Origin of the sequence: Streptomyces sp. V4I2 (assembly GCF_030817655.1) — a bacterium.
GTDB classification, from domain to species: Bacteria; Actinomycetota; Actinomycetes; order Streptomycetales; family Streptomycetaceae; genus Streptomyces; species Streptomyces plumbiresistens.
On sequence record NZ_JAUSZM010000003.1, the window covers coordinates 4294483 to 4306359 of the forward strand.

Here is an 11877-nt window from a genome sequence, read left to right on the forward strand (position 1 = left end):
AGCCACTGGATCCGCTGTCTCACCGGAACGCGGAGGCCGGCGGCGCCGGGGAGGCCACCGCGGCCGCGTCGATCACCGGTACGGCCCCGCCCGTGAAGTCGGTCAGCGACCTGCCGTGTTCGACGCGGCCCGGGTGCGGGTCGGAGGCCGCGCGGCGGGTGAGTTCGGCGATCGGGAGCGGGTGGTCGCAGGCGACGAGGGCCGCGTTGCCGAAACGTTTGCCGCGCAGGACGGTCGGGTCGGCGACCAGGGCGAGTTCCGGGAAGCGGGCGGCCGCGGTGGCGATCTGGCCGCGCAGGTGGGCCAGCGGCGGCCCGTCGGCGAGGTTGGCGGCGTAGAGACCGCCCGGCTTCAGCGCCCGGCGGACCTCGTCGAGGAACTCGGTCGAGGTGAGGTGGGCCGGGGTGCGGGCGCCGCTGAACACGTCGGCGATGACGAGGTCGGCCCATCCGTCGGGCACCTTGGCGAGGCCTTCGCGGGCATCGACGGAACGCACCCGGATCCGGGCCCCCGTGTCCAACGGCAGCTCACGGCGGACCAGTTGGACGAGGGCCGCGTCGCGCTCGACGACCTGCTGGGTGGAGCGGGGGCGGGTGGCGGCGACGTAACGGGCGAGGGTGAAGGCGCCGCCGCCGAGGTGCACGGCGTGCACGGGCTTGCCGGGCTGGGCGGCCAGGTCGATGACGTGCCCGAGCCGCCGCTGGTACTCGAAGGACAGATACGCCGGGTCGTCGAGATCGACGTGCGACTGGGGCGCCCCGTCGACGAGGAGTGTCCAGGCCCGCGCCCGGTCCCGATCGGGTATGAGCTGGGCGAGCCCGCCGTCCACGGGTTCGGCGACGGGGGCGCTGTCCCGACGGGCGTTCCTGGACTTTCCCATGACGCCATTATCAGGCGCCGCGAGGCGCGCGGCTCAGCGGGCTCGTGCCGGCGTCAGCGGGCTCGTGCCGCCGTCAGCGGCAGTTGTCCGCCGCCTCGATCAACCGGGCCGCCTCCCCCAGCGCCGCCCGCAGCACCGCCGGATCCGTCGCGAGGTCCGCCTCCCCCGGCGGCAGCAGCCAGTCCGATCCCTCCACCGACGGTTCGGGGCTCAGCCGCAGCCCCCGCCCGTCCGTCTCCGTGCAGGTGCTGCCCGGTACGTCCCAGCCGGCCGCGGTCCCCGGCGGGACCACGAATCCCAGCGTGCCGCAGTCGTCGTCGTGCAGGACGGGCCCGACCGCCTCGTCGCCCGCCCCGCGCCGCAGGATGTCGACCGCCTCGAGCCCGTGCCGCGTCGGCACGGTGACGACGTCGCACACGGCGTCCGGACAGGAAAGCGACGTACTGGACGAAGACGCACTGGACGAAAGTGACATACGAGGATCGGCGCTGTGTCTGGTCCCCATACCGGCCTCCACCACGGAACCCCTCCTCCAACGAACGGGTCGGGAGTCGGGCGGCTCCCGGTCCACAGGGTTCAACGCGCCCACCTGTCAACGGCTACGGCGGAAGTCCGCCGCAAAGGATGGCAGTTCATGGCAGATCACGGATGAGATATCCGGTTTGTAGCCAAACACCGCGTGGCGGGTCCGTCACAGCGGGTACGTTCTTGCCCGCCGGAAACCGGGGTGTCACACGGACAACTCACCGTGAACCCACCTTGGTTCCGGCATGGTTCGACGGTTCGCACGAGAGGACCCGGCCATGGCGTCGTCAATGGTGACCTCGTCCCAGTCCCCCAGACCACCGCAGCCCAACCTCGCGTTCCGGCAGTTGCGCGGACAGCGCTCGCCGGCCGAGTTCGCCGCTGCGGTGCGGCGGGCCGCCCGCGAGATCGGCGAGCGGGTCAGCTGCGACGCACGCTATGTCGGCCGGGTCGAGGCGGGTGAGATCCGCTGTCCCAACTATGCGTACGAACGGGTGTTCTTGCACATGTTCCCCGGCCGCACGCTCACCGACCTCGGGTTCGCGCCCCGCTCGTCCGTACGCGGACGACGGGCGCACGCCCCCGAGGACGCGCCCCCCTCCGGCGTCGCCGGCCCGGCGTACACCGCCGGTGAGACACCAGGGGCGTACGAGCCGTATGACACGCAGGACCCGTACGAGACGCACGACAACCACGAGGAGAGCGACGTGCTGCGTCGCGCATTCATGACCAGCGGAGGCGCCACCATGGCCGCCGTCTCGCTGGGCCCCTTGACACTCGCCTTCGACGCCGCGGCCGCGGAACGCCCCGTCCGGCGCGTCGGGACGAGCGAGGCGGGCGCCCTCGAAGAGGCCGTCCGCAGCATCCGGCTGCTCGACGACCGGCACGGCGCGGACGGCCTCTACCGTCGCGCGGCCGCTCCACTGCGCGCCGCCTACGCCCTGCTCGACGCCCACACGACCCGGCAGACGACCGCCGAACGGCTCCACTCGGGCGCCGGTGAACTGGCCATCTCGGTGGGCTGGCTGGCCCACGACTCGGGCCGCTTCGACGACGCCCGCTCGCACTACGCCGAGGCGCTCGCGACCGCCCGGATGACCGGGGACCCGGGCCTTGAGGCACACGCCTTCTGCAATACGGCCTTCCTCGCCCGGGACGCGGGCCGGCCGCGCGAGGCGGTACGCGCCGCGCAGGCCGCGCAACGCGTCGGGCGCCCGCTGGGCTCCGCCCGGCTGATGTCGCTGCTCGCGCTGCGCGAGGCGGGCGGCTGGGCCGGGCTCGCCGACCGCACCGGCTGCGAACAGGCACTCGCCCGCGCGCAGGCCCTCTTCGAGCGAGGCCACTCGGACGCCGACCCCGAGTGGATGAGCTTCTACGGAGAGGCCGAGCTGGAGGGCCTCGAGGCGCAGTGCTGGTCGACACTCGGCGACTGGCGGCGCGCGGCCCGGCACGCGGGCCGTGCGGCGCAGCTCCAGGACCCGCACTTCACCCGGAACATCGCCCTGTACACGGCGGAACTGGCGGACGACCTCGCGCGCGGGGGCCGCCCCGACGAGGCCGTGGCGGCCGGGATGCGGGTACTGGACCTGCTGGGCGAGGTCCAGTCGTCCAGGATCCAGACGATGCTCGCGGGCACGGCACGGGTGCTGCTGCCGCATCGGCGGGCGTCGGGGGTGTCGACGTTCCTGGAACGCCATGCGAGTCTGCCGCGCACGGCGTAGCCGCGGGCGGCACTACGCCACGAGGTGCCCCACGTCGTTCCAGCTCTCGATCGCCGGCTCCCCGTAAGCCCAGCCGAGCACCGACAAGGACGTCGGATTGAGCCTGATCCGCGCCGCGAAGTCGATCGGCAGCCCCAGCCACCTCGCACCGATGGACCGGAGTATGTGCCCGTGCGCGAAGATCAGCACGTCCCGGTCCGCCGCCCGCGCCCAGGCGACGACCTCGTCCGCGCGGGCCGTCACCTCGGTGAGCGACTCGCCCTGCGGCACGCCGTCGCGCCAGATGAGCCAGCCGGGCCGGACATCCTGGATCTCCTGCGGGGTCATCCCCTCGTAGGAGCCGTAGTCCCACTCCATGAGCGTGTCCCAGGTGCTCGCGCGCTCGCCGAAACCGGCGAGTTCGCACGTCTCACGCGCGCGTACCAGCGGGCTGGTGCGCACCTCGGCCCCGGCGAGACCGTCCAACGGCGCCCGGTGCAGGCGCTCGCCGAGCAGTTTGGCGCCGCGCCGGCCCTCTTCGAGGAGCGGTACGTCGGTCCTGCCGGTGTGCTTACCGGACAGCGACCACTCCGTCTGTCCGTGCCGGGCCAGCAGGATGCGCGGTGCCATGAAGAGACCCTTCCGGGAGAAATGAGAGGCGGGGCCCCTCCATCATCGCGCACGCTGTACCAGGGTCCGCCCGAGGGCAACCCGGCGGGCGATCTCTGCGTCTTTGAGGGCCGGGGGCGTGCCACGGAGGCGCGCGCATGCGCCGTAAAGTGACACGACCGGACCAGGACCACCGGACGGGCGCGACGTGAAGGGGGAGGGCGATCGGATGCCGCAGACCGAGACACCGGGCATCGAGGTGGCCCCGCGACCCCGGCTGCGCTGGTGGACCGAGCTGCCACTGATCGTGCTGGTGTACGCCTGCTACTCCGCCGGCCGGCTCCTCGCCCGGGGCGACGTCACCAGTGCCGTCGACCACGGCCTGACGATCCTGCGCGTCGAGAAGGTCCTGCACATCAACGCCGAGCATCCCCTCAACCGGCTCTTCACGAGCGAGGCGTGGATCGGTGTACCGGCCGACTTCTGGTACGCGTCGCTGCACTACATGGTCACGCCCGTGATCCTGGTCTGGCTGTTCAGGTCCCGTGCCGTGCACTACCGCATGGCCCGCACCTGGCTGATGACGTCCACCTTCATCGGCCTGATCGGCTTCACCCTGCTCCCGACCTGCCCGCCCCGACTGCTCTCCCCCGGCTACGGCTTCGTCGACACGATGGCCCAGTACAGCTCGTACGGCTGGTGGGGCGGCGAGGCGAGCGCCCCGCGGGGTCTGGGCGGTATGACGAACCAGTACGCGGCCATGCCGAGCCTGCACGTGGGCTGGGCGGTGTGGTGCGGTGTGATGCTGTGGAAGTACGGCGGGACGCGTACCGCGAAGGTCGCCGGTGTCGGCTATCCGTTGGTGACCACGATCGTGGTGATGGGCACCGCGAACCACTACTTCCTCGACGCGGTCGCGGGGGCGGCCGTGATGGGGGCCGGGCTGCTGCTCGCGCCCTACGTCATGCGGTACGGGGGCCGGGTCATGGAGCCGATGCGGGTCCGGTTCGCGGGCATCGCGGCGGTCTCTCCCGGCGCATCCGCCTCAATTGTCAGTGGCGGATGCCAGACTTCCGCGAGTGAGCACATTCCACGGCAGCGCGAGTCACAGTTCGCAGGCGGAGCCGAACCGAGTGCCTCTCCCACGGACGCGGGAGACGGGGCTGCGGCACCGGCTCGCTGAGCTGCGCGGTCCCGAGGTACCGGCCAAGGCGCTGGACGCCCGCGCCCTTGCGGCCCTCGCCGCCAATCCCGGCTGCAAGCGGCGGGCGATCCTGGACGGCGCCGGGGTGGACAAGGCGGCGCTGGCGGACGCGCTCGGCTCGCCGTCGGCTTTCGGCCAGTCGCAGTTCGCGCTCACGCGGGGCAACGCGTTCGAGTCGCGGGTCAAGGCGGACGGCGGCGCGGAACTGCTGCGGCTGGTGCACGAGAAGCTGGACCGCAAGGCCGAGCCGCCGTCGGACGCCGAGGTGCCCGACCTCACCGCGATCGGCCCCCAGGGCCGCACCGCCCGTACGGCCCTCGCCCTGCGCGACGCCACCGCGGCCGGCTGCTGGACACTCCTCGACCACCCGATGCTCGCGCTCGAAGTCGCCGGTTCGCCCGCCTTCCTGGAGCCGGACGCGGTGGTCGTGCACCCGGACGGCGGCTGGACGGTCGTGGAGATCAAGTCCTTCCCTATGCTGGACGGCTCGGCCGACCCGGCGAAGGTGGGCGCCGCCGCCCGGCAGGCCGCGGTGTACGTGCTGGCACTGGAGGAAGTGGCTGCCCGCCTCGCCCATGACGGAGGCCCGTCCCCGCGGGTGCGGCACCACGTCCTCCTGGTCTGCCCGAAGGACTTCTCCAACCTCGCCACCGCGTCCGCCGTGGACATCCGCAAGCAGCGCGCGGTGACCGCCCGCCAGCTGGCCCGCCTCACCCGCGTCCAGGACATCGCCGACGCCCTCCCCGAAGGCACCTGCTTCTCCCCCGACCGGCCCGCCGACGAGCTGACGGAGGCCGTCGAGGCGGTCCCGGCGACCTACGCGCCCGAGTGCCTGTCCGCCTGCGAGCTGGCCTTCCACTGCCGCGACCGCTCCCGCACGGACGGCGCGGTGACCTCCCTCGGCCGCTCGGTGCGCGCCGAACTCGGCGGCCTGACGACGGTCGAGGACGTCCTGGCGGCCGCCCGCGGGGAGTTGGGCGACCCGGACGATCCGGCGGTGGCGGCACTCAGAAGGGCCGCCGAGCTGCGGGCAGAGGCCCTCGGCCAGGGAGTGGCCGCATGTCGCTGATCTCCACCCTCGCCAGGCTCGAAGCCGTCAGCACCGGCCGCGCCCAGCCCGCCGCCACCGTCCGGCACCGGCGGCTGTCCGAGCACCCCCTGGTCTTCGTGCCGCTCACCACCGCCGGTGAGGCCGGGGCCCCGCTCGGCGCGCTGGTGGGGACCGACCGGGACACCCCGCACCTGCTGGTCGTACCGCAGCCGCGCGACCGTGACCTCAGGTTCGCGTTCCTGGCGGAGCTGGCCGACGTCGTCCTGCCCCACCTCGACGCGTACGCCGGGTCGGTCGAGGCCGCCGAGCGCACCGAGACCGACCCGGAGACCGGCAAGCGGGTCAAGGTCGAGGTCGAGCTGTGCACGGACGCCCCGCAGCTGATCGTGCCGAGCCGCGCGGGCGTCGAGTTCGTACGGCTGCTGGGGCGCTCCATGCGCTTCAGGCGTACGGCGGAACAGGACCCGGAGACGCCGTACCCCGCCCCGCCCCGGCTGCCCTTGCTGGGCCGCTGGCTGACCCACTTCGGGGAACGCGCCCGCGTGCCCGGCTCCTCGCTGCTGCTGGCCATGACCGATGTGCTGGCCCGGCACTGGGCGACCGGCCAGTCCACCCTGGAGGACCAGCACCTGGGCGCGCTGCTCGCCTGGATCGACCCGCCGGACGGCCTGTCCGGCGCCGAGGCCGCCCTCCGGGCCGAGCTGCGCCGGGACACCCAGGGCCAGCTGCTGTGTCCGCCCGCCGGCCCGGCCACCGACCCGGCGTTCGACAACAAGCTCCTCGCCCCCGCCCTCGAGCGCTACGACCGCGCCCGCCTCGCCCTCGCCGCCGCCGAGGACGGCCTGCAGGCCGACGACCGGCTCGGCATCCTCACCGCCGCCGAGCAGGAGATCCGCGCTCTGGTGGCGAGCCGGACCCGCCCCACCTGGGACGCGGTGTGGCGTGGCCTGGAGCTGCTGCGGGAGCTGCCCGAGGGCGCGCACGTCGAGGAGCGGTGGACCCGCGACCGCTGGTCGTTCACCGGCCACCGCGACCGCGTGCTGGCCGGCGAGCCCCCGCAGCCGCGCCGCGACGACGCGGTCACCGCCGCGAACAAGCTCGCCGCGCGCGAGCGCGAGCAGGCCCGGCTCGAGGCGCAGGAAGCCCTGGACGACCCGCTGGTGATGGCGGGCCGGCGGCTGTCCGGCGAGGCGCTCGCGGGCGAGGTCACGGACGTCGTCATGACGTACAGCGAGGGCAAGCGCCCGAGCCCGCGCCCGTTGGTGACCGTACGGACGGACGACCGGCCGCACCTCGGGGAGCGGGTGAAGGTGTACCGCTCGCTGGGCGGGAAGCCGCAGGCGGCCGAGTTCGTGGGCTTCGCGGACGAGGGTGCCCTGGTGGTCCTGCGGATCGTCGACAAGATGGGCCGCGGCAAGGAGCCCGAGGTGGGGTCCGTGCCCGAGAAGGGCGACCCGGTCTGCTTCACGCTGTTCGAGCACGAGCAGCGCGGCGGCGCCAAGCTGCCCGACCCGGAGGACACGCCGTGGACGCACGGCGGACCGCCGGGCGAGGCCGCCGCCGTGCCAGAAGTCTCCGACCCCGTGACCGAGGAGGACGTGCTGTGACCGCCTTCGATCCCGGCGCCGAGGCTTCCCGCGCCACGGAGGCGATCCTCCACGACACCCTGCACGGCTCGGCGCGCGGTGTCGTCGTCGACTCCCCGCCCGGCGCCGGCAAGTCGACGCTCGTCGTGCGCGCGGCGCTGGAACTGGCCGACGCGGGGCGCCCGTTGATGGTGGTCGCGCAGACCAACGCCCAGGTCGACGACCTCGTGCTGAGGCTCGCGGAGAAGAACCCCGACCTGCCGGTGGGCCGGCTGCACAGCAGCGACGCCGACCCGTACGACAAGGCGCTCGACGACCTGGCGCAGGTACGGAAGTCCGCGAAGGCCGGCGACCTCACCGGGCTCGCGGTCGTGATCTCCACGGCCGCCAAGTGGGGGCACGTCAAGGTCGACGAGCCGTGGCGGCACGCCATCGTCGACGAGGCCTACCAGATGCGCTCGGACGCGCTGCTCGCCGTGGCCGGGCTCTTCGAGCGGGCGCTGTTCGTGGGCGACCCGGGCCAGCTGGACCCGTTCGCGATCGTCGGCAGCGAGCAGTGGGCGGGCCTGTCGTACGACCCCTCCGGCTCCGCCGTGACGACCCTCCTCGCGCACAACCCCGAGCTGCCGCAGCACCGCCTGCCGGTGTCCTGGCGGCTCCCGGCGTCGGCCGCGCCCCTGGTCTCCGACGCCTTCTACCCGTACACGCCGTTCCGCAGCGGCACCGGCCACGGCGACCGGCGTCTCACCCTCGCGGTCCCGTCGGACGGCTCCGGCCCCGACCGGGTGATCGACGAGGCGGCGGAATCCGGCTGGGGCCTGCTGGAGCTGCCCGCACGGCACACCCCGCGGACGGACCCCGAGGCGGTACGGGCCGTGGCGACGGTCGTCCGACGCCTGCTCGACCGGGGCGGCGCGGCCACCTCGGAGCGCTCCCCCGACCCCACGCCCCTGACCGCCGACCGGATCGCCGTGGGCACGGCACACCGGGACCAGGCCGCGGCGGTCCGCGCGGCCCTGGCCGACCTGGGCGTCCCGGACGTGACCGTCGACACGGCGAACCGCCTCCAGGGCCGCGAGTACGACGTCACGGTCGTCCTCCACCCGCTCTCCGGCCGCCCCGACGCCACCGCGTTCCACCTGGAGACAGGCCGCCTGTGCGTCCTGGCCTCCCGCCACCGGCACGCCTGCATCGTGGTGTGCCGAGCCGGCGTCACCGACCTGCTCGACGACTACCCGTCGACGGAACCGGTCCAGCTGGGAACGCTGGTGAAGTTTCCGGACGGCTGGGAGGCCAATCACGCGGTGCTGGCACACCTGGCCGAGCACAGGGTGGCCTGGCGACCGTGACCGGCACAATCCACGCCGCCGACCGCCATGTCGCCATGTCGCCGGACAGAGTCCGGCACGCCGCCGGAGGCGGCCGATGAATACAGCCCGGACGGCTGGGAGGCGAACCACGCGGTGCTGGCACACCTGGCCGCGCACAGGGTGGCCTGGCGACGTGACCCGCTCGGGGAACACCGGGCCGCCCGGCGACCTGACCGGCACAGGGAACATCCCGTGGCCCGGAGGCCTTGATATCGCCGGAGTGACCCGGGCCGCCGCCGGAGGCATCCGGCCCTCTTGCGCGGGCGCGGGACAATGGACGGTGGCCCACTCACCGACGGGCCATCCGTGACGTACGAGGAGGAGAAGACATGGCGGAGCCCACGCCGCGTCGGAACGAACCGCGGCTACGCCCCGCGCCCTTGCTCTTCGAGCCCGCGCAGGTCGCCGAGGACCCGGAGCACTTCTTCGATCTGGAGTCGATCGACGACCCCCGCGCCCTGCTCACCCGTGCCACGGAGCTGACGCACGCGTTCCGTGCGGCGACCGACCGTGCCGTGGAGTTCCAGGCGATGGCGGCGGCCCAGCTGGCCGACCCGCGCCGCTTCGACCGGCTGACGCCGGCGGACATCGCGGCGCGCGCCGAGTGGACCGAGGACTACGCGAAGAAGATGGTCGAGTTCGGCCGGGATCTGCTGCGGGGCGCCGAGGGGCCGGGGCACGCCGATCCGGTGTGAGTCGCGTGAGTCCTGTGAGCCGTCTGGACCCTGTGAGAGCAGTGGGAGTCATGTGAACCGCATACGCTGCCCGGCATATGCCAGGCGGGCAAGATACTCCCTCTCACCCCGTCACGTCCCGGTTTCCGGCAACCCTCGGGGAGGGAACGCTCACCGCCGGTAGATGTTGACGGCATGAGCAGCACACGCGAAGAGACCGTCGCCGACCGCTTCGACGTCTCGGGGGTCACCCCGGACGGAGCCGCCTGGCTCGCCTCGGCGGGAGCGTATCCGCGCAGCACCCTCGCACTCTGGGACGAGCGCCCCGACGCCCCGGTCGTCCTTCCCTGCGGCACCGCCTTCGACGTCGTCGGCGCGCCCGCGATCTTCGGGCGCCGGATGCTGGACCGGCTGTGGGACGAGGGCCCGGGGTCGGGGCCGGTCGCGGCGTTCCGGGGCCGGATGCTGCTGTTCGCCGCGCCCGGCACGGCACAGCGGCTGCCCGCGCTGCTGCACTGGGAGGAGTTCGGGCGTACGAAGGCCATTCCGCCGCTGCTGTGCCACGGCACCGGCGACGCGGTGACCGTCCCCGCACCGATGGGCGCCGCCGGCTCCGGCACTCCGTCCGGCTGCCGCTGGCTGGTCGCCCCGGACACCCGTCACCCCTGGCTGCCGGGCCCCGAGGTGCTGCTCTGGGCGGCCGTACGGGCGGCCCGCGCGGCCGTGCGGATATCGATTTTTCCCCCGGCCGAACAGGATGCTAAGGTCTACGACGTCAGCAGGCGCCGCTAGCTCAGTTGGTTAGAGCAGCTGACTCTTAATCAGCGGGTCCGGGGTTCGAGTCCCTGGCGGCGCACAGACACGAAAAGGCCTCTCGCGCGAGCGAGGGGCCTTTCGCGTACCTCATACAGAGAAGCGGTCCGCCTATCCGGTCGTGATCTTCACCGTCCAGGCCCCCGAAACCGTCCGTCCCTCCACCTCCAGCCGTACGTCCTCGTCCGGCACCGTGAAGCTCTCGCCGACGCCGACCGGGGCGTCCGCGAGGGGCGGGAAGACGGAGGTCTCCCAGCAGGCCTCGCTGTGCGGGTGGGCGTCGATCACCTCGACCGGTCCGCCGCCGGACGCGGCGCCGCTGCGCACCCGGTAGACGAGGATGCCCGGCCGGCACACGTCCGCGTCGTTGCCGACCGGCCCGCGTGCCTCGAAAGCGAGCGCGCTGTCGGTCCCTGTGCGCACGACCGCGAGCTTGGTGCCGTGGCCGAGCCCGAAGGCCGGCGCACCGGCGGCGCCCACGACGGGGACGCCCGGCCCCGCGCCGAGCGGCTCCATTGTCAGCCGGGTCGGCCCGGTGCCCTGCACACACGCCACCTGCCGGGGCCGCAGCCAGCCGAGCTTCCACTTGTGCCAGCCGAACAGGTCCGGCGCCAGCGCGAACTGGCTGCCCATCAGGTCCCAGTCCCCGACATAGGTGTCCCAGTCGCCCTTGCCGTCCACCGGGCGGTGGTAGAGGTCCGGCAGGTCGAAGACGTGCCCGGTCTCGTGGGCCAGGACCAACCGGTCCGGCGGATGCTGCTCGAACACCGTGACGACCCGCCGGATGTCCGCGCCGTCGGCCCGCAGCGGAGTGTCGAGGTTGACGACCTTCGTCGCGTCGGAGTCCACGCCGGGCGCGTCCGGATCGGCGACGAAGTACACGATGTCGTAGCGCGAGAAGTCGACCTGCCCGTCGGCGGCGGCCAGCGCGTCGCGCAGGTAGGCGGCGCGGTGGGCGGCGTTCCAGTCGCGCTGTATGGCGTACGCCGTCGAGGGCTTCGGCATCCGGATCCAGTACCCGAGCGGGTGCGGGCGGAGGGTGAACCTGCCGTAGGAGGCGCGCTCGAAGAAGCGGCTGGTGGCCGGGAAGTGGTCGGCGGTCAGCTCGGCGGGGGTGGTCAGCGGGACCGAGTCCGGGAAGGACAGGAAGACCATCACCGCGTTCAGCGAGCGGGCCGGGCGCGGATAGGCGGCGTTCCAGGTGTCCAGACCCTCGGAGTGGTGGGCCTCGGTGCGCTGGAGGGCGCACGGGGTCGCCGCCAACGGTTCGGCGACCGAGGGGCCGGTCACGAGGGAGGTCGCGGCGAGCGCCGACAACGTGGTGAACACGGCCGCGGTACTGCGCAGTCGGGGGCGCGGGAACGGACGCGGCACAGGGACCTCCGGGTGCGGTTCACGGGACACCGCACCCAGATTGCTGCCGTTTGTCGTACTACGCCCTGTTTGCCTGCACCAGATGAGTGAG

The 11877-nt window shown here is 73.3% G+C and carries 11 protein-coding genes and 1 tRNA gene; 8 read left to right on the plus strand and 4 right to left on the minus strand.

Going from position 1 to position 11877, the window contains the following annotated elements; translation table 11 throughout:
• Positions 1 to 19: 19 nt before the first annotated feature.
• Positions 20 to 880, minus strand: a complete 861-nt coding sequence (locus tag QFZ76_RS20235) for a spermidine synthase (protein ID WP_307675061.1) — start codon at positions 878 to 880, stop codon at positions 20 to 22.
• A 73-nt stretch (positions 881 to 953) separates the two neighbouring features.
• On the minus strand, positions 954 to 1355 hold the full coding sequence (locus QFZ76_RS20240) for a hypothetical protein (protein WP_307675062.1): 402 nt from the start codon (positions 1353 to 1355) through the stop codon (positions 954 to 956).
• Between the two features lie 328 nt (positions 1356 to 1683).
• Between QFZ76_RS20240 and QFZ76_RS20245 the strand changes: the two genes are divergently transcribed.
• Positions 1684 to 3126, plus strand: a complete 1443-nt coding sequence (locus QFZ76_RS20245) for a hypothetical protein (RefSeq protein ID WP_307675063.1) — start codon at positions 1684 to 1686, stop codon at positions 3124 to 3126.
• 12 nt (positions 3127 to 3138) lie between these two features.
• Here the strand turns inward: QFZ76_RS20245 and QFZ76_RS20250 are convergent, their stop codons facing one another.
• Positions 3139 to 3735 carry a histidine phosphatase family protein gene (locus QFZ76_RS20250; RefSeq protein WP_307675064.1) on the minus strand — a complete coding sequence of 199 codons (597 nt, stop codon included), beginning with the start codon at positions 3733 to 3735 and terminating at the stop codon, positions 3139 to 3141.
• A gap of 208 nt (positions 3736 to 3943) precedes the next feature.
• On the opposite strand from QFZ76_RS20250, the gene QFZ76_RS20255 reads away from it, so the two are divergent.
• From QFZ76_RS20255 to QFZ76_RS20285, 7 genes are all read left to right on the plus strand, one after another.
• Positions 3944 to 4897 carry a phosphatase PAP2 family protein gene (locus QFZ76_RS20255; RefSeq protein ID WP_307675065.1) on the plus strand — a complete coding sequence of 318 codons (954 nt, stop codon included), beginning with the start codon at positions 3944 to 3946 and terminating at the stop codon, positions 4895 to 4897.
• Positions 4848 to 5987 (plus strand): hypothetical protein, encoded by a 1140-nt coding sequence (locus QFZ76_RS20260; RefSeq protein ID WP_307675066.1) that lies wholly within the window; start codon positions 4848 to 4850, stop codon positions 5985 to 5987. The genes QFZ76_RS20255 and QFZ76_RS20260 overlap by 50 nt, the downstream gene beginning before the upstream one ends.
• The gene (locus QFZ76_RS20265; protein ID WP_307675067.1) at positions 5978 to 7576 is read left to right on the plus strand and encodes a hypothetical protein; all 1599 of its coding nucleotides are present in this window, start codon (positions 5978 to 5980) and stop codon (positions 7574 to 7576) included. Before QFZ76_RS20260 ends, QFZ76_RS20265 begins: the two co-directional genes overlap by 10 nt.
• Complete coding sequence (locus QFZ76_RS20270) at positions 7573 to 8904, plus strand: AAA domain-containing protein (RefSeq protein ID WP_307675068.1); 1332 nt, start codon at positions 7573 to 7575, stop codon at positions 8902 to 8904. The genes QFZ76_RS20265 and QFZ76_RS20270 overlap by 4 nt, the downstream gene beginning before the upstream one ends.
• A gap of 350 nt (positions 8905 to 9254) precedes the next feature.
• Positions 9255 to 9620 carry a hypothetical protein gene (locus QFZ76_RS20275; protein WP_266439157.1) on the plus strand — a complete coding sequence of 122 codons (366 nt, stop codon included), beginning with the start codon at positions 9255 to 9257 and terminating at the stop codon, positions 9618 to 9620.
• A 174-nt stretch (positions 9621 to 9794) separates the two neighbouring features.
• A complete protein-coding gene (locus QFZ76_RS20280) occupies positions 9795 to 10391 on the plus strand; it encodes a bifunctional DNA primase/polymerase (protein ID WP_307675069.1) in 597 nt (198 codons plus the stop codon).
• A tRNA-Lys gene (locus QFZ76_RS20285) sits at positions 10382 to 10455 on the plus strand. The genes QFZ76_RS20280 and QFZ76_RS20285 overlap by 10 nt, the downstream gene beginning before the upstream one ends.
• Before the next feature lie 68 nt (positions 10456 to 10523).
• Here the strand turns inward: QFZ76_RS20285 and QFZ76_RS20290 are convergent.
• The gene (locus QFZ76_RS20290) at positions 10524 to 11786 is read right to left on the minus strand and encodes a M6 family metalloprotease domain-containing protein (protein WP_307675070.1); all 1263 of its coding nucleotides are present in this window, start codon (positions 11784 to 11786) and stop codon (positions 10524 to 10526) included.
• Between the last annotated feature and the right edge of the window lie 91 nt (positions 11787 to 11877).